The 17,927-nt window shown below is 68.2% G+C and carries 15 protein-coding genes; 6 read left to right on the forward strand and 9 right to left on the reverse strand.

Going from position 1 to position 17,927, the window contains the following annotated elements; all coding sequences use genetic code 11:
* The 8 genes from ACZ5KV_RS04815 to ACZ5KV_RS04850 form a co-directional block, all read right to left on the reverse strand.
* Positions 1-690 (reverse strand): tetratricopeptide repeat protein, encoded by a 690-nt coding sequence (locus ACZ5KV_RS04815; RefSeq protein ID WP_464241213.1) that lies wholly within the window; start codon positions 688-690, stop codon positions 1-3.
* Between the two features lie 18 nt (positions 691-708).
* The gene (locus ACZ5KV_RS04820; protein ID WP_464241214.1) at positions 709-2,562 is read right to left on the reverse strand and encodes a sensor histidine kinase; all 1,854 of its coding nucleotides are present in this window, start codon (positions 2,560-2,562) and stop codon (positions 709-711) included.
* Positions 2,559-3,140, reverse strand: coding sequence for a hypothetical protein (locus ACZ5KV_RS04825; protein WP_464241215.1), 582 nt, complete (start codon positions 3,138-3,140; stop codon positions 2,559-2,561). Before ACZ5KV_RS04825 ends, ACZ5KV_RS04820 begins: the two co-directional genes overlap by 4 nt.
* Before the next feature lie 182 nt (positions 3,141-3,322).
* Entirely contained in the window at positions 3,323-4,642 is a 1,320-nt protein-coding gene (locus ACZ5KV_RS04830; protein ID WP_464241216.1) for a sigma-54-dependent transcriptional regulator, read from the reverse strand.
* Positions 4,643-4,679: 37 nt separating this feature from the next.
* Positions 4,680-5,336 carry a hypothetical protein gene (locus tag ACZ5KV_RS04835; protein WP_464241217.1) on the reverse strand — a complete coding sequence of 219 codons (657 nt, stop codon included), beginning with the start codon at positions 5,334-5,336 and terminating at the stop codon, positions 4,680-4,682.
* 260 nt (positions 5,337-5,596) lie between these two features.
* A complete protein-coding gene (gene glmS, locus ACZ5KV_RS04840; RefSeq protein ID WP_464241218.1) occupies positions 5,597-7,420 on the reverse strand; it encodes a glutamine--fructose-6-phosphate transaminase (isomerizing) in 1,824 nt (607 codons plus the stop codon).
* Between the two features lie 70 nt (positions 7,421-7,490).
* Positions 7,491-8,045 (reverse strand): RdgB/HAM1 family non-canonical purine NTP pyrophosphatase, encoded by a 555-nt coding sequence (rdgB, locus tag ACZ5KV_RS04845; RefSeq protein WP_464241805.1) that lies wholly within the window; start codon positions 8,043-8,045, stop codon positions 7,491-7,493.
* 117 nt (positions 8,046-8,162) lie between these two features.
* The gene (locus ACZ5KV_RS04850) at positions 8,163-9,254 is read right to left on the reverse strand and encodes a two-component system sensor histidine kinase NtrB (protein WP_464241219.1); all 1,092 of its coding nucleotides are present in this window, start codon (positions 9,252-9,254) and stop codon (positions 8,163-8,165) included.
* Positions 9,255-9,461: 207 nt separating this feature from the next.
* Between ACZ5KV_RS04850 and rimO the strand changes: the two genes are divergently transcribed.
* The 5 genes from rimO (at position 9,462) to ACZ5KV_RS04875 (ending at position 15,878) form a co-directional block, all read left to right on the forward strand.
* Positions 9,462-10,763, forward strand: a complete 1,302-nt coding sequence (gene rimO / locus ACZ5KV_RS04855) for a 30S ribosomal protein S12 methylthiotransferase RimO (protein WP_464241220.1) — start codon at positions 9,462-9,464, stop codon at positions 10,761-10,763.
* Positions 10,764-10,990: 227 nt separating this feature from the next.
* A complete protein-coding gene (locus ACZ5KV_RS04860; RefSeq protein ID WP_464241221.1) occupies positions 10,991-12,709 on the forward strand; it encodes a 30S ribosomal protein S1 in 1,719 nt (572 codons plus the stop codon).
* Positions 12,693-13,589, forward strand: coding sequence for a signal peptide peptidase SppA (gene sppA, locus ACZ5KV_RS04865; protein ID WP_464241222.1), 897 nt, complete (start codon positions 12,693-12,695; stop codon positions 13,587-13,589). The genes ACZ5KV_RS04860 and sppA overlap by 17 nt, the downstream gene beginning before the upstream one ends.
* Positions 13,590-13,971: 382 nt before the next feature.
* Positions 13,972-15,186: a phosphoserine phosphatase SerB gene (gene serB / locus ACZ5KV_RS04870; protein ID WP_464241223.1), complete on the forward strand. Its 1,215-nt coding sequence runs from the start codon at positions 13,972-13,974 to the stop codon at positions 15,184-15,186.
* A 5-nt stretch (positions 15,187-15,191) separates the two neighbouring features.
* Positions 15,192-15,878 carry a tRNA1(Val) (adenine(37)-N6)-methyltransferase gene (locus ACZ5KV_RS04875; protein WP_464241224.1) on the forward strand — a complete coding sequence of 229 codons (687 nt, stop codon included), beginning with the start codon at positions 15,192-15,194 and terminating at the stop codon, positions 15,876-15,878.
* A 22-nt stretch (positions 15,879-15,900) separates the two neighbouring features.
* On the opposite strand, the gene ACZ5KV_RS04880 is transcribed toward ACZ5KV_RS04875, so the two are convergent.
* A complete protein-coding gene (locus ACZ5KV_RS04880; protein WP_464241225.1) occupies positions 15,901-16,821 on the reverse strand; it encodes a tRNA (adenine-N1)-methyltransferase in 921 nt (306 codons plus the stop codon).
* Between the two features lie 97 nt (positions 16,822-16,918).
* Here ACZ5KV_RS04880 and ACZ5KV_RS04885 point away from each other — a divergent pair, with 97 nt between their 5' ends.
* The gene (locus ACZ5KV_RS04885; RefSeq protein WP_464241226.1) at positions 16,919-17,926 is read left to right on the forward strand and encodes a radical SAM protein; all 1,008 of its coding nucleotides are present in this window, start codon (positions 16,919-16,921) and stop codon (positions 17,924-17,926) included.
* The last annotated feature ends 1 nt before the right edge of the window (position 17,927 follow it).

A 17,927-nucleotide genomic window follows, 5' to 3' on the forward strand; every position in this document is an offset into this window, starting at 1 on the left:
TCAGCCCTCCCCGCCAGTGCCTTCACCCAGGTTGATGGCCCGGGCTTCGGGCAGCGCGCCCATGATCCGCTCCAGGTTCTCGCGGGCCGGGCTGTGGGACTGGTCGGCCCAGTAGGCGGTGCGGTAGTTGTCGATGGCTTCCCGCCTGCGGCCCTGGATCTCATGGATGGCACCCAGGAGGTTGAAGACGTCAGCCCTGCGGGGTTCGATGCCCGAGGCCCGGAGCAGGACCTCCAGGGCGGCGTCGAAGTTGCGCCTGTTGATGTGCCGTTTGGCCAGCTCGAGGTATTCCTCGACCAGCCGCACGGAGTCGGGGTCCAGGACCTCCCTGCGCAGTACCGCCAGCACCAGGAAGCGGATTTCCTCCGGCGTGAAGGGCTTTTGGATGTAGTCCACCGCACCGAGCTTCATGGCCTCCACGGCGTTCTCCACGCTGCCATGCGCCGTGATGATGATGAAGCGCACGTCGGGCCTGTGGGCAGCCACCTCGCGCAGCACGGCCATACCGTCCATTCCCGGCATTTTGAGGTCCAGCAGCACCACGGCGTAGTCCTTGGCTACGAGCATTTCCAGGGCCTCTTCGCCGTTCATGGCCGTGTCCACGGGAGCGATACTTCCCAGAGCTTCGGACAGCGTGAGGCGGATGTTCTTCTCGTCGTCCACGACGAGGATGGGACGTCTTTCCTGCATGGTTTCCTCCGCAGCCGCTCAGACCAGCGGCAGAGTGAAGGTGAAGGTGCTGCCCTTGCCGGGCTCGGACTCAACCCAAATGGCCCCGCCGTGCGCGCGGACGATCTCTCGGCAGATGGAGAGCCCCAGGCCGCTGCCGCCGCTGGTGCGCTCCGACTTGAGCTGCACGAACTTGTCGAAGATCTTGCCCTGGAATTCCCTGGGGATGCCCTCGCCGTCGTCGGCCACGGAGAAATGGACGAATTCACCGGCCCGGACGGCCCGGACGTCGATGCGCCCCCCTGCGTCGGTGTGGCGCAGGGCGTTCCCCGCGAGGTTCACCAAGACCCAGGTGATCTTGTTGGGATCGGCCCGGACCGAGGGCGCGTCCGGGGCGCACTGCGCGCGCAGGGCGACGGCCTTCTGCCCGGCCTGACCGGCCAGGACGGAAACGGCCTTGTCGCACAACAGCCCCGGGGGCACGCTCTCGAATTCCATCTCCATCCGCCCGGCCTCGATGCGCGACAGGTCCAAGAGTTCGGTGACCAGCGCCTTCAGCCGCTGCACGTCCTCCTGGGCGATGCGCAGCAGTTCCCGTTCACGATCGTCGAAGCGCTCCAGACCCCGCTCCAGCAGTAGGTCGACGCTCATGCCTATGCTGGTCAGGGGAGTCCGCAACTCGTGCGAGGCGGTCATGACGAATTCCGACTTGAGGCGATCCAGTTCGTGCAGCCGGGTCACGTCGCGAAGCACGAGCAGCACCCCGAGGACCTTGTCGCTGCCCCCGCGCACGGGGGTCACGGAATACTGGAAGTAGCTGGTCTTCTCGCCTTCGGTGACGTCCAGGATGGCTTGCTCGGCGGGGATGTCCGGCTGGCGGCCGGTTTCGGCGGCCTGCTTCACCTGCGCGAAGATCTGCTCTCGCCCCAGGGCCTCCAGGACGCCGTCGCCCCGCACATCGTCGCGGCGCACCCCAAAGATGCGGCAGGCCAGGGGGTTGAGGTCGCTCACGGCGAGATTCATGTCGATAACCACGATCCCGTCGTCCACGCTCTGCAGGATGGCTTCCGTCTTGCGCTTCTCGGCCAGGATGTTGCCGATGTTCAGGTCGTGATAGTGCCGCAGGCGCCGCGCCATGCGGTTGAACTGCGCCGACAGGTCGGCGAGCTCGTCGCCGCCCCGTTCCGGGACTTCCACGCCGTAGTCGCCCTCTGCCAAGCGCAGGGTCGCCTCGCGCATGCGTTCCACCGGGCGGGCCAAGCGGGAGGCCAGGATGAAGCTCAACAGCAGGCCGAAGCCGATGACCACCGCACCTGTGCTGACGGTGCTCCAGATCGCCCGCTGAGCAAGGCGCTGGGCCTGCTCGCTGGCATCGACCATGGTCGCCTGGTTGATCTGCCGCAGGGCGGTGCAGGACTTGCGGACTTCGTTGAACAGGGGCAGGACCTCGCGCGAATAGGTCCCGGAGGCCGACGGCTCGCCCGCGGGCAGGGCGAACATACCCGCAACGTGTTCCACATAGCGCCCGTAGACGCCCTCGATGGTCCCGAGGATCTCCCGTTCTCCGTCGATGGTGATGTTGTCCTTGGCGCGGCCGAGCCATTGCTGGAATTCGCCCTGGCGGGAGCGGAACTGACTCATGGCTCCGGCGTCGATGCCCAGCATGTGGGCCAGCAGTGCGCTGTCCTGGCGCTCGACGGCGTTGATCATGTTCTCGGCGGCGAGGATGGACTTGTAGTTCTCGCGCAGGATGGAGTCCGAGGCCTGGCCCAGGGTGGAGAGATTGGCCACGGACCAGCCGATGCCCACGGCCATGAGGCACAGCGCGAAGCCGTAGCCCAAGAGTATCCGCGAACGCAGCGTCCGGAGCGACCGGAATGGGATGCCCTTCATACGACGTCTCCCGGGGGATGAGGTTGCCGGTAGAACTCACATCGCACGTGGTGCGGACAGCAGCAATAGTCGCGCAGCCTGTCCCCCCCGATGACCATGCGGTTGGCATAGGCCCCGCACAGGGGCAGTTCGTGCCCGCCGGGGGTCGCCTGGTGCCCGAGGTACGGGCAGACGCTGTGCAGCACGTCACGCGGAGGGCCGCCCCCGAGTGCTTCCCAGGGGAATGCGTCGACCTTGGCCCGCGCCGCCAGTTTCGCGAAGGCGTGCACCGTGGCGAAGCAAACCCGATCCACGCGCATCTCCCGCAACCATTCCAGCAGGTCCCGGTGGGGCTCCGGCAGCAGCGCGACCACCAGGAGGCCGGAACCGTCCGCGCCCGGCTTCAGATGGCGGCACAGGTCGAGCAGGGTCTCGCGTTCGCCCAGGGTCGCGCCGTGGAAGGAGACGAAGACCGCCCGCACCCCGGCCTCCCCGGCCAGGCGGAGGCAGCGCAGGGGGGAACGCACGCGCGCCACGGCGGCGGGCATGCGCGGGCCGTCTTCCGCGGGACTGCACAGGATGTAGGGCTTGAATTCCATGCTTGCGTTTCCTCTGGGCCGTGGGCGTACGGCTTGCCTGGGAATGAGCAAGATGGGGGCCAATTTGAATTACGCAGCTATTTCAGCAGAATGCATCTGGAACCTGACTGTACGGCGGGGCTGGGAAGGGCGATTTCTTGCAAATTGCAATACGGGCACATTGCAACTTGCAATGCAAGGGTTCAGATGTCGTATTTTTTCCTTTTTCTCCAGAGTGTTGTCGGGTCGATGCCCAGGGTGGTCGCGGCCTCCTCCAGCGTTGCGGATTGCAGGAGGGTGCGCCGGATGTGCTCGCGTTCGACCTCGCGCAGGGTCAAAGCGGGGGCTCCCGCCGGGGCCGCCGGGGCCAGGGCCGGAAGGAGCTCGGGCGTGACGAGGCCGGTGCGGGTCAGGACCACGCCCCGTTCCACGACGTTGACGAGTTCCCGCACGTTGCCGGGCCAATCGTAGGACCGCAGGGCGTCCAGGGCCTCCCGGGAGAAGCGGACGCCGGGCTTGCCGTAGCGCTGGGCGAAACGCCCGGCGTAATGCTCGACCAGCAGGTCGACGTCGTCGCGGCGCGCGCACAGGGGCGGCATGGCCAGCCCCACGACGTTCAACCGGAAGTACAGGTCCTGGCGAAAGGATCCCGCCGCGACCATTTCCTCGAGACTGTGATTCGTCGCGGCGATGATGCGCACGTCCACCTGCCGGGTCTTCGTGTCGCCCACGGCCTCGAACTCGTGGCTCTGCAGGAAGCGCAGCAGCTTGGCTTGGAGGGGCAGCGGCAGGTCGCCGATCTCGTCGAGGAACAAGGTGCCCCCGTCGGCGGTGAGCAGCTTGCCCTTCTTGTTCCGCGTGGCCCCGGTAAACGCCCCCTTGACGTGGCCGAAGAGGTCGCTCTCCAGCAGGGCCTCCTGCAGCAGCGTGCAGTCCACGGTGATGCAGGGCCGGGCGCTGCGTGGGCTCCAACTGTGGATGAGCTGCGCCAGAAGCCCCTTGCCCGTGCCGCTCTCCCCGGTGACCAGCAGCCCGGCGTCCGATTCGGCGACTTGGCGCGCCATGTCCAGAAGGCGCTTGAGCTCGGCGTTGCGGGTTATGAAATCCCCGTGCTGGGTGGTGCCTTCCAACTCGTCCCGCAGGTCGCGCACCTCGGACTCCAGGCGCCGCACGCGCCGCAGCACCCGGGCCAGGCGCGTCACGTCGGCGGTGCCGAAGGGCTTCTGCAAATAGTCGAAGGCCCCCTTGCGCATGGCCTCCACGGCCGTGTCCACGGAGCCGTGGGCCGTGATCATGACCACGGTGGTCTCCGGGGCGATGGCCAGCAACTCTTCAAGCACGCCGAGCCCGTCGCCGTCGGGCAGCCTGAGATCCAACAGGACGACCTCGGGCAGCAACGCCCGGAACGAGGCCACCCCCTGCGCGACGGTGGACGCAGTCTGCACGTCGAACCCCAGGTCCTCCAGCTTGATGGCCAGCGTCCTGGCGATATGCTCGTCGTCGTCGATGATCAGGGTCTTCATCCAAGCGGCTCCTTGCGGCACTGTCCTCGGCTGATCCCTATGCGGTCTGCGCCTGGAAATCAAACTCCGCCATGACGAGGCTCACTCTCCCGATCGGCTTAAACGCTCCTCTTTCGTTGACCTGCCTCCTCCCGGGAGCTGGACTATATACTCCCCTTGCTTGGTCATCACATTGTGAAGCCCCAGCAGACGTGGTTTCGGTTGTTCGGCCACTCGGCGTAGAAACTGATGAAGTACGCTTCTGGTCCGTGCTGAAGATATCCGGCACGCCGTATCTGTTCGTGACATCATTTCCGGGCGGATGCACAGGAGTCGTCGTCCATGGTGTTCGACGGGCGCCACGGCAGCACTGCCCGGCGACGCCATCCATAATGGCCGCCATGTACGGATCGCCCTCCATGAACAACTCGTCGAGGTGCCGCATCAGCGCCAGCATGTCCGGCGATTCGCCCTGGGGCTGGTGGTAGAGCGTCGACCGATTCAGGCCCAACAGGCCGCCCTGCCGACGGATATTGAGCGAGGGATGGCCCTTGTCGACCATTCTCCGCCTTCGCTCGCAGCTCAAATCCTGGCGAAGGCTTGTTGCAAAAAATCCTTCTCCGCCGTCAGTTGGCCAATTCCGGCGTGCAGTTCCTTGGTAAACTTCCTTCTCTTCCGGGATATTGGCTGCCTCCTTGCGACAGCGTATGTCCACCTTGGCTCATGGTCCAGTTTTCCAGGGCCATTTCTCGTAGTCCCGGCCTCGGCTGAACCACGCCCTTCCTTGACCCGTTTCGCAAACCTCAACTCGGATTGCTTGCGCTTTTTTGAGTCCATGAAAAAGCCGCTCAGCATCACTCGTTCGAGGAGGGATCGGAGCGGCTTCGAGTATGCAACTCTATTTTCAGTACAACATTACGTTACAGTATATAAATTCACTTTCCTCCCACACCTCGCCCGTTCCTCGACTGCGCCCTATTCCACGGTCACGCTCTTGGCCAGGTTGCGGGGCTGGTCCACGTCCTTGCCCAGGTAGTCGGCCATCTCGTAGGCGAACAGTTGCAGGCAGGGCAGGGCCAGGAAGGCGTTGAGCGGGCCCCAGACCTCGGGGATGATCCAGGGGTCGTCCACGGCCAGGTCCAGGCCCGGGTGGGTCAGGGCCACGATGCGCCCGTCGCGCGCCTGGACCTCCTCCAGGTTGGACTTCACCTTGGGGAACAGCGGGTCGCGCAGGGCCAGGGCGAAGGTCGGGAAGTCCGGCTCGATGAGGGCGATGGGCCCGTGCTTCATCTCGCCCGAGGCGTAGCCCTCGGCATGGATGTAGGAGATTTCCTTGAGCTTCAGGGCGCCCTCCAGGGCCAGGGGGAAGCTCTGGCCGCGTCCGAGGTACATGAAGCTGCGCACGCTGGCGTACTTGCGCGCCAGTTCGCAGGCCCGCTCGCGCATGCGCGGCAGCTCGGCCTCGATGACCTGCGGCAGCCCATGCACGCCCGTCAGCGCCCGGGCGGCGACCTCGGCGGGCAACGTGCCCTTGGCCGCGCCCCAATACAGCGCCAGCAGGTAGAGCACCGTCAACTGGCTGCACATGGCCTTGGTGGAGGCCACGCTGATCTCCGGCCCGGCCTGGGTGTAGACCACGCGCTCGGCCTCGCGCGAGACCGTGGAGCCCACCACGTTGCACAGCCCGAGCACCCGCGCGCCCAGTTCGCGCGCCCGGCGCATGCCCGCCAGGGTGTCGGCGGTCTCGCCCGACTGGCTGACGGCCAGGACCACGTCGTCGCCGTCCAGCAGCAGGTCGCGGTAGCGGAACTCGGAGGCGATTTCCACGCGCACGGGGATGCGCGCCCAGGACTCGATGAGCGCGGCGCCCCACAGGCCCGCATGGTACGAAGTGCCGCAGGCCACGATGGTCAGCCGCCGGGGCGGCTCCAGGCCGTCCAGCTCGGGCAGGCGCACGCGCCCGGCGCGCAGGTCCACCCGCCCGGCCAGACAGTCGGCCACCACCCGGGGCTGTTCGAAAATCTCCTTGAGCATGAAGTGCTTGTAGCCGCCCTTCTGGGCGGACTGCACGTCCCAGGTGATGTGATGCAGGGGCTTGTCCACGGGCTCCAGGGTCGCCGCGTCGAACACCTGCCAGGAGTTGGCGTCCAGGCGCACCAGCTCCCCGTCCTCCAGGAAGGCCACCTCGCGGGTGTAGGGCAAAAAGGCCGGAATGTCCGAGGCCACGAAGTTCTCGCCCACGCCCTGGCCGAACACCAGCGGGCTGGACTTGCGCGCGGCGTAGACCACCCCCGGCTCGTCGGGGCTGACCAGGGCCACCGCATAGGCGCCCTCCACCCGGGCAAACGCCCAGGACATGGCCCGCAGGATGCTCCCGGTCTCTTTCACGCCCTCGGCGATGAGATTCACCAGCACCTCGGTGTCCGTTTCCGAGGCGAAGGTGTAGCCCAGCTCCAAAAGCTCGTTCTTGCGCTCCTGGTAGTTCTCGATGATGCCGTTGTGGATGAGGGCCAGACGGCCCGAATTGTCCTTGTGCGGGTGGGCGTTGCGCTCCACGGGCACGCCGTGGGTCGCCCAGCGGGTGTGCCCGATGCCCGTGGTGGCCATGGTCACGTCGCGGCCGTTGATCTTCTTTTCCAGTTCGCCGAGCTTGCCCTCGGCGCGCAGCAGGCGCAGGGCGCCCGCCTCGATGTAGGCCACGCCGGCGGAGTCGTAGCCGCGGTATTCCAGGCGGCGCAGGCCCTCGATAAGCAGAGGCACGGCGGGCCTGTGGCCCGCATAGCCGATGATTCCACACATGGTGCCGACCTCTCGGGTTCGGGTGGGGTGTCAGGTCCGGGAAAGCCCTGCAATAGCGCAAGAGCCGGGGCTACTCAAGGCCCGCCCCGGCCAGGAAGCCCGGCCAGCCCGCCAGCAGGGCGCGCAGGGCGCGGCCCCGGTGGCTCACGGCGTTTTTCTCCTCGCGGGTCATCTGCGCCGCGCGGCGCCCGGTGCCGAGGTCGATGAACAGCGGGTCGTAGCCGAAGCCGCCGTCGCCCGCCGGGGCGGCGGCCACGCGGCCCTCCCAGGCGCCGTGGGCCGCCAGCTCCCGCCCGTCCGGCGTGCGCGCGAGCATCACGCAGCGGAAGCGGCAGGTCCGGCCCGCCTCGGGCACGTCCGCCAGGGCGGCCAGGAGCCTGACGTTGTTGGCCGCGTCGTCGGCGCCGGGGCCCGCGTAGCGCGCGGAATAGACCCCCGGCGCGCCGCCCAGGGCGTCCACTTCCAGCCCGGAGTCGTCGGCAACGGCCACCAGCCCGGTGGCCTCGGCCACGGCCCGGGCCTTCTTGCGCGCGTTCTCCTCGAAAGTCGCGCCGTCCTCGACCACCTCGCCCACCTCGGGAAAGGCGTCCAGGCCGACGACCTCGATGCCGTATGCCGCGAGCATGACGCCCAGCTCGGCGATCTTGCCCCGGTTCCTCGTTGCCAGCACGACCTTGCCCACGGAATCTCCTTGCGCCTTGGGGGTGAACGAAAACGGCGCCGCGCGCCGCACGGGGGATTTCTACGCGGGGCGGACGGTCTCGTCCAGGGGGCCGCTGTCCACGGCCAGGGCCGGGGGCAGCAGCAGGGTGACCACCGTGCCGTGGCCGACCTTGCTTTCCAGCTCCACGCTGCCCCCGGCCTCCTCCACGATCTTGCGGATCATGGCCAGGCCCAGGCCGGAGCCGGTATCCTTTGTGCTGAAGAAGGGGTTGAATATCTTGTCCCGGATGGCCTCGGGGATGCCCCCGCCCTGGTCGCGCACCTGGACCAGGACCATGGCCCCGCTCATGGCCGTGCGCACGGTGATGACGCCTCCGCGCCCGGCCATGGCCTCCATGGAGTTCTTGAGCATGTTCACCAGGCACTGCTTGAGCAATTCGGCCACGCCCTTGGCCCGGGCCACGTCGGGGTCCAGGTCCGTGACCAGCCGGATGCCCTCGGGCTCGCAGCCGATAGTCATGAGCTGCACGGTCTCGCCGACCACGAGGTTCACGTCCACGGCCTCGGAGCGCGCGTCCGAGGGCCGGGCGTAGTTGAGGATGCTGCGCAGGATGGCGTCCAGCCGCCGCGATTCCTCCATGATGATGGACACCTTGGCGCGGACCTCCTCGGCCAGGTCCACCCGGCGCAACAGCGCCTGGGCGAAGCCGCCGATGGCGAACAGCGGGTTCCTGATCTCGTGGGCGATGTAGGTCGACATCTCGCCGATGGCGGCCATTTTCTGGGCCTGTTGCAGGCGCTGCTCGGTGAAGGTCCGCGCCGTGATGTCGCGGCGCATCTCGACCACGTGGGTGGTGTGCCCGGCGGCGTCGTTCAGGGGATAGGTGTATACGCGCACGAACTGCACGCGCCCGTCGGGCCCGACCTGGGAATGCACGGCCTCGGCCTTGCGCCCGGTGGCCAGGGTTTCCTGGTAGGGGCAGCGCCCGCGCGGCCTGCGGCAGAAGTCCCCGCCCTCCAGGGCGCTGCAATGCAGGCCGACGACCTCCTCCTTGGTCCGCCCCAGGCGCGCGTACATGGTCCGGTTCACGTCCACCACGCGCCCGTCGCGGTCCAGCAGCAGGATGTCCTCCTCCAGGCCGTCGACCACGGCGGCCAGGAAAGTGCTCATGTCCACGGCACGGCCCGGCTCGCAGTCCAAAAGACGCCCCGGGACGCGCTCCGGGGTCGGACCCTGGGCCATCGCTCCCCCCGCCCCGCGCCTGCGGGGCTTTTGCCTATCGGATACTCCCCTTGCCCTGCGCATTCAAGTACTATACGCCCAGACCTGCCCGCCGGGCCGCGCCCGGCCACCCCGATCCCGACGAGGAACATTCCCATGGAACGCATCAAGGTCCACTCCCTCAGCCTGGGCTGCCCCAAGAACCGCGTGGATACCGAGGGCCTGCTGGCCTGCTTCGGCCCCGGGCTCACGCCCTGCGACGACCCCGCCGGGGCCGACGTGGTGCTGGTCAACACCTGCGGCTTCATCGCTCCGGCCGTGGAGGAATCGGTGGAAACCATCCTCGATCTGGCCCAGGCCATCGAGGACGCCGAACCCCGGCCGCTGCTGGCCGTGGTCGGCTGCCTCGTGGGCCGCTACGGCGACGAGCTGGCCCGCGAAATCCCCGAGGTGGACCTCTGGCTGCCCACGCGCGAGCTGCACCGCTGGCCCGAGCGCATCGCCGCCGCCCTGGGCCGCGCGCTGCCCGCGCCCGAGCCCCCGGGCCGCGTGCTCTCCACCGGCCCGGGCTACGCCTACCTCAAGGTGGCCGAAGGCTGCGACCACCGCTGCTCCTTCTGCACCATCCCGGGCATCCGCGGGCCCCTGGTCAGCCGCCCTGTGGGCGCCATCCGCGACGAGGCCGCGGCGCTGCTGGCCTCGGGCGTGCGCGAGCTGGTGCTCGTGGCCCAGGACCTCACGGCCTGGGGCCGCGACCTGGACGACCCCCGGGGGCTGGCCGCCGTGCTCGAAGCCCTGCTGCCCCTGCAGGGGCTCGCGTGGCTGCGGCCCATGTACCTCTACCCCGGCGGGCTGACCCCCGAACTGCTGGACTTCATGCGCCAGGCCGGGCCGCCGCTCGTGCCCTATTTCGACATCCCCCTGCAACACGCCCACCCGGAGATACTCAAAAGCATGGGCCGCCCCTTCGCGCGCGACCCGCGCCTGGTCGTCGAACGCGTGCGCGAGCGCTTCCCCGAAGCCGCCCTGCGCACCAGCCTCATCGTCGGCTACCCCGGAGAAACCGAGGCCCATTTCCAGGCGCTCATGGACTTCGCCGCCCAGGCCCGCTTCCACCACCTGGGCGTGTTCGGCTACTGCGACGAGGAGGGCACCCGGGCCCACGGCCTGCCCGGCAAGGTGCCCGAAGCCGTCATCGCCGAGCGCCGCGCCGCGCTCATGGAACAGCAGGCGCGCATCAGCGCCGACATCCTGGCCGGATACGAGGACACCACCCAGCAGGTACTGGTGGACCGGGCGCACGAGGAATGGCCGGGGCTGCACGTGGGGCGCTGCTGGTTCCAGGCACCGGAAGCCGACGGGGTGACCTACGTCAGCGGCGAGGGCGTGGCCCCCGGGAAACTGGTTGCGGCCACCATCCACGAGGCCCAGACTTATGACCTCGTGGCCCTGGCCTGAGGGGAAAAATTTCGGCCGCGCCGGGGCGGCCCGCCGGCCCGGCCCGAGGCTCGCGCATCCCCTGCAAAACCCTGGGGGATTGGCGCCCCCGCGGCGCCGGAAACCCGCGTGAAATCCCGCTTGAGCCGAAAATCAGGGCTTGCATACCGGGCCCCGGTCTGGTAGGTGGGGCGGACTATCGTTGTGGAGGTTTATGGAGTATGGTTGAAACTGTTGAGGAAACCCCTATGTCCATGGACGACATCTGTTTCGAGAAGGCTCTCGAAGACTACCTCCCCATCGCCGATTGTGGCGAACTGGGCGAGGGCAGCATCGTCCAGGGTGAAGTCGTCCGCATTGGCGACACCCATGTCCTGGTGGATGTGAACTTCAAGTCCGAAGGGCAGATCCCCGTGGACGAGTTCCGCGATGCCGAAGGCAACATCATCGTCGGTGTTGGCGAGCGCGTGGACGTGTACGTCGTGCGCAAGAACGAGGCCGACGGCACCATCGTGCTCTCGCGCGAGCGCGCCAAGCGGATGAAGCTGTTCGACGACATCGAAAAGATCCAGGAAGGCGACGACGTCATCAAGGGCCGCATCGTGCGCCGCATCAAGGGCGGCTACACCGTGGACCTGGGCGGCGTCGAGGCGTTCCTGCCCGGCTCCCACGTGGATCTGCGCCCCGTGCCCGACATGGACGCCCTGGTGGATCAGGAATACGAATTCCGCATCCTGAAGATCAACCGCCGCCGCTCCAACGTCATCGTCTCGCGCCGCGTGCTCCTCGAAGAGGACCGCGCCAAGAAGCGCTCGGAGCTGCTCTCCACCCTGGAGGAGAGCCAGACCGTCACCGGCAAGGTCAAGAACATCACCGAGTACGGCGTGTTCGTGGACCTGGGCGGCCTGGACGGCCTGCTGCACATCACCGACATGTCCTGGAAGCGCATCAAGCACCCCAAGGAAATGGTGCAGCTCGGCGACGAACTCCAGCTCAAGGTTCTGAACTTCGACAAGGACAGCCAGAAGGTTTCCCTGGGCCTCAAGCAGCTCGTGCCCGACCCCTGGCAGGACATCGAAAAGAAATACCCCGAAGGCAGCAAGTTCAGCGGCAAGATCACCAATCTGGTGGACTACGGCGCCTTCGTGGAACTGGAAGAAGGCGTCGAGGGCCTGGTGCACATCTCCGAGATGTCCTGGACCCGCAAGCTGCGCCACCCCTCGCAGATGGTTTCCACCGGCGAAGAGGTCGAGGTCATCATCCTCGGCGTGGACCCGGACAAGAAGCGCATCTCCCTGGGCATGAAGCAGGTCAATCCCAACCCGTGGGATCTGGTCGCCGAGAAGTACCCCGAGGGCACCATCCTTGAGGGCACCATCAAGAACATCACCGAATTCGGCATGTTCATCGGCATCGAGGACGGCATCGACGGCCTCATCCACGTGTCCGACATCTCCTGGACCAAGAAGATTCGCCATCCCAACGAGGTCTTCAAGACCGGGGATACCGTCCAGGCCAAGGTCCTCACCGTGGACAAGGACGCCGAGAAGTTCACCCTGGGCATCAAGCAGCTCTCCGAAGACCCGTGGCTCCAGGTGCCCGCGCGCTACCCCGTGGGCGGCGTGGTCAACGGCGTGGTGACCAACATCACCGACTTCGGCCTGTTCGTCGAGGTCGAGGAAGGCATCGAGGGTCTGGTCCACGTCTCCGAGATCTCGCGCAAGAAGATCAAGAGCCCCTCCGAAATGTTCAAGGAGGGCGCCGAGATCCAGGCCAAGGTCATCCACGTCAGCGCCGACGAGCGCCGTCTGGGTCTGTCCATCAAGCAGATGAAGACCGACGAAGACCGCAAGCCCTCCTCCAAGGAGTTCCGCCCGGCCGCCTCTTCCGGCGAAGCCGCGGGGACCAACCTGGGCGACCTGCTGCGGGCCAACCTGAACGCGCAACACAGTGACGACGAAGAGTAGTTTCAGCCAAAGGCATCCCCTGCTCTTCGGCCTCATGCTCATCATGGCGGCCATGTCCCTCCTCGCGGGGGGCGTGGCCGCCTTTCGTCACTTCATGGGCACCGCCGCCTCCCTGGAGGAAGGCGGCGACAAACTCGCCGTGGTGCGCATCCAGGGCATCATCGACGACTCCGAACGCACCACCGGGTGGATCAACACCCTGCGTACCGACGAGTCCGTACTCGGCGTGCTCGTGCGCGTGAACTGCCCCGGCGGGGCCGTGGCGCCCTCGCAGGAAATCTTCGCCGCCCTGCAAAAGCTCGCCCAGGCCAAGCCCGTGGTCGTCTCCATGGCCTCGGTGGCCGCCTCGGGCGGCTACTACGTCAGCGCCCCGGCCCACCTCATCGTGGCCAACCCCTCCACGCTCACCGGCTCCATCGGCGTCATCATGGAACTGTCCAACCTCGAAGGGCTGTTCGACAAGCTGGGCATCAAACGCCAGGCCCTGACCAGCGGCAAGCTCAAGGACGCCGGGTCGCCCTTCCGGGCCATGACCAGCGACGACCGCGCCTACCTGACCACCCTGCTCACCGACATCCACGAGCAGTTCCTGGCCGACGTGGCCGGTGCCCGGGGCTTGGAGGTCGAAGCCCTGCGGCCCATCGCCGACGGCCGCGCCCTTACCGGCAACCAGGCCCTGGAAGCCGGGCTGGTGGACCGCCTGGGCGGCTACGACGACGCCCTGGACGAACTGCGCGCCATGTGCAACGCCCCGGCCGACACCCCCGTGGTCGAGCAACCCGAGGAAGAACGCCCCCTGCTCCAGCGCATTCTCGGCGAGCTGCACCTCACCGTGCACTCCGACCTGACCCCCGAAACCCTGGACCTGCGCCTGCGCTAAACGGGCGCGGACGCAAAAAGACTGGGCGGGGGAGGGGAAAACCCCCTTTTCTTGAGGAGAAAAGGGGGTTTTCCCCTCCCCCGCACCCCCACCCCTTTCCCCTAAAAGACCTTTTTACCTGGGGCTATGGGGCTCCCTTGGGATGAAAACGAGGGCACAGGACGCAGGCCTCCTGCCAACCCGGTTTTCCCCCGCCTGAACATCCCCCGCCGGACAGCCGGAGACCCGAGCGGCATACGGGGTGCAGGGGTGACAACCCCTGCCGGGTCCAGGGCGGAGCCCTGGCCGCCGGAGGCCATCCTTCCCCACCCAGGCCCCCGCCGCGGCGCTTCCGTCCCGGCGCGCTTTGGGGTACAAGGCTGCGAAACGGGAGCGACGCCGCATGTCCGAGATTTTCCTGATCAAGATTTCCGGCGAGGACAAGCCGGGCATCATGCACCACATCGCCTCCATCCTGGCGGACTACGAGGTCCGCATTCTGGACATCGGCCAGGCGGCGGTGCACGACACCCTGTCGCTGGGGCTGATCATCGAGGTGCCCGAGCGCTACGGCATGGCGCCGATCCTCAAGGATCTGCTCTACGGCGCCAACGAGATGGGCGTGAAGCTCAAGTTCGTGCCCGTGCCGCTGGAGCGGCACGAGGCCTGGGTGGCGGCCCAGGGCCGCAAACGGCATATCGTGACCCTGCTGGCCCGCGAGATCGGCGCGGACATGATCGCCCGCGTCTCGGGCACGCTGAACGCCAACGGGCTGAACATCGACTCGGTGACGCGCCTGTCGGGGCGCATCTCGCTGGTCAACCCGCCGCGCACGGGCCGGGCCTGCGTGGAGTTCACCGTGCGCGGCGAAGCCACGGACAGCGAGGCCCTGCGCTCGTCGTTCATGACCATTTCCCAGGAGCTGGGCCTGGACATCGCCTTCCAGGAGGACAACGTCTACCGCCGCAACCGCCGCCTGATCGCCTTCGACATGGACTCGACCCTGATCCAGGCCGAAGTCATCGACGAGCTGGCGCGCCGGGCCGGGGTGGTGGACGAGGTGTCGCGCATCACCGAGGCGGCCATGCGCGGCGAGCTGGACTTCAAGGGCAGTCTGATCCGCCGGGTGTCGCTGCTGCGCGGGCTGCCCGCCACGGTGCTGGAGGAGGTGGCCGCGTCCATCCCCATGACCGAGGGCGCCGAGCGGCTGGTGGGCAACCTGAAAAAGCTCGGCTACAAGGTGGCCATCCTTTCGGGCGGGTTCACCTATTTCGGGGCGCGGCTCAAGGAGCGCCTGGGCGTGGACTACGTGTACGCCAACGAGCTGGAAATCGAGGACGGTCGGCTCACGGGCCGCGTGGTGGGCGAGATCGTGGACGGCGCGCGCAAGGCCGAGCTGCTGGAGGACATCGCCCGCCGCGAGAATATCGACCTGCAACAGGCCGTGGCCGTGGGCGACGGCGCCAACGATCTGCCCATGCTCGGCAAGGCGGGCCTGGGCATCGCCTTCCACGCCAAGCCCATCGTCAAGAAGGGCGCCAAGCAGGCCATCTCCACCCTGGGGCTGGACGGCATCCTCTACCTGCTGGGCCTGCGCGACCGCGAGGCCCTGGAGTAGGCGCGGTGGCCGACGCGCAGCTTGCGGCGCGGGCCCTTTTCCCGCGCGGGCTGGCCCAGCCCGAACGCGGCTTCCGCTTTTCGGTGGACGCCCTGCTGCTGGCGGACTTCACGGACCTGCGCGGGGTGGACCGCGTGGCGGACCTGGGCTGCGGCTGCGGGGTCGTCGGGCTGGCGCTGCTGTTGCGCGGAATGCGCGAGCCGCTTCGCGTCGTCGGGCTGGACAACAACCCCGAGATGGTCGCCTGCGCCAACGAAAACGCCGCGCGCCTGGGGCTCGGCGCGCACTGCCGGGCGCTGCCGGTCGATGTGGCCGCCGTGCGCGGGCATCCGGAGCTGGCCCCCGAAAGCGTGGACCTCGTGGTCTGCAATCCGCCCTACCGCGAGCCGGGCACGGGCCGCCGCTGCCCGGACCCGGGCCGCGACGCCGCCCGCTTCACGGCCGGGGCCGCCACGGCGGACTTCACCCGCGCGGCGGCCTACCTGCTGGGCAACCGCCGCCGGGCCTGTTTCATCGGGCTGGCCGAGCGCCTGGACGCCCTGCTGGCGGACCTCGCCGCCGCGCGCCTGATGCCCAAGCGCCTGCGGCTGGTGCATCCGCGCGCCGGAGCCCCGGCGCGGCTGGTGCTGGCCGAGGCCATGAAAAACGGCGGCCCCGGCCTTACGGTGGAGCCGCCGCTGTTCCTGGAATAATTCCGCAATGTTGCGCCGTGGGCTATTCGTCCTCGCCGCCGTCCTCGTCGGGCAGGTCCGCGTCATCCGGAGCGCCCGCGCCGTCCGGGTCGGCCTGGGCGGCGCGCTCGGCCTCGCGGCGCCTGCGCGCGGCGTCCTGCTTGCGCTCGCGGGTGCCCAGGTTTCCGGCGCCCTCCAGGCGCTCCATGCAGCGCGCGAAGGTCAGAAAGCCCGTGTGGGCGATCATGCGGTCTTCGGGGCGCATGCGGTCGGGCACGGGCTTCCAGCGGCGCACCAGCACCTCGGCCACCTCCACCTCGTCGAAGGGCCCGGCCTCCAGGGCCACCAGCAGCTCGCTGACCTGATTCACCGTGGGCAGCAAAAAGGCCACCGGCGCCCCGGGCATCACCGCCGCCGGGATGTGCGCCGTATAGGCCCACGGCTCGCGCACGTCGAGGAACAGCGCGTCCACCCCGGTCTGCAAGAAGCCCTCGGCGATGTCGTGGACGTGGTGCTCCACGTTGGCTCCCAGGCCGATACGCCGCAGGTTTTTGGCGTTGAGCTGCGAAAACTCGGGCCTGCGCTCGTAGGTGTAGACCCGCCCCGCCTCGCCCACGGCGAAGGACAGGGCCGCCGTGAAGCTGCCCGAGCCGCTGCCCGCCTCGATGACCCGCGTGCCCGGGCCGATGCCCAGCTTCACCAGCAGGTAGCCGATTTCCTTGGGGTAGAGAATCTGGGTCTGGCGCTTGATGCCGAGCTTCACGCAGTCGTACAGGGTCGGCTTGAGCACCCGGTAGGGCTGGCCGATATGCGTCGGCACCGTGTCGCCGTAGGCGGCGGCCACCAGATCGGCGAGCCGGAGCACGCCGTCGCCGGTGTGGATGTCGGGGCCCTCTTCCAGGGTGCGCAAGTATCGCTTGCCCTTCGGGCTGATGAGCATTACCAATTGACCAAGATTTGGCATCGTGACCTCCAGGCGGGTGGGTAGGCGGTTGTGGCCGCCGCGTCAAGGCCCTGGCCTCGCCCTCCCGGGGTAAACGGTTTACGAGGAACGTGCAACTTTGGCCTATCGATATGTATTCGGCCCGGTGCGCTCGGGGCGCCTCGGGCTTTCCCTGGGTCTGGACCTGACCGGGGACACCGTGTGCACCATGGACTGCGTGTACTGCGAAGTCGGCCGCACGACCCGGCTGACCACGGCGCGCGCACCCTACGTGCCCGCGAAAACCCTCCTCGACGAGCTGGCGCACTGGAAGGAGCAGACGCGCCAGGAGCCGGACTACGTGACGCTGGGGGGCAAGGGCGAGCCGACACTGAACAGCGACATGGGCGCAATCATCCAGGGCATCCGCAGCATATTTCCGCACACACCCGTCGCCGTTCTGACCAATTCCACCCTGTTGCACGACCCGCAGGTCCGCCGCGAGCTGGCCCTGGCCGACGCCGTGCTGCCCTCCCTTGATTCCCTGGTCCCCGCCGAATTGCGGCGCGTGAACCGCCCGCATCCGGACGTGGACCTCGCGGCCCTCACCCGGGGGCTGCTCGACTTCCGCGAGGAATTCGACGGCCGCCTGCTGCTGGAGGTGCTGCTTGTCGCCGGATACAACGACTCCGACGCGAACCTGGCCCTGCTGCGCGAGTTCATCGCCCGGCTGCGGCCCGACCGCGTGGACGTGGTCAGCATGACCCGGCCCGGCACCCTGGCCGCAGCGCAGCCGGTGGCCCCAGAGGCCCTGGCCCGCTGGCGCGAGGCCCTGGCGCCCCTGGCGCGGGGCCCGCACGGCGACACGACGACGCCCCGCCCCGGCGGGGCAAGGCAATTTTCCACGGACGCCGCACCGGCTCCGGGCCAGGGGCACCCGCCCCGCCCGGCCGACGCGGACGGCGCCGCCCAGGACCGGGTGGCCGCATCCATCGAGCGCAGGCCGCAGACGGCGGCCCAGCTCGCCCAGGCCCTGGACCTGCCCCCCGAGGCGGTCCGCCGGGCCCTGGAAGCCCTGGCAACCCAGGGCAGGCTGCGGACGACCACCAGCGGCGGGGACGCCTACCACGCCCTCAGGCAGGGCTGAG

The sequence above is a fragment of the Desulfocurvus thunnarius genome, from assembly GCF_055390965.1.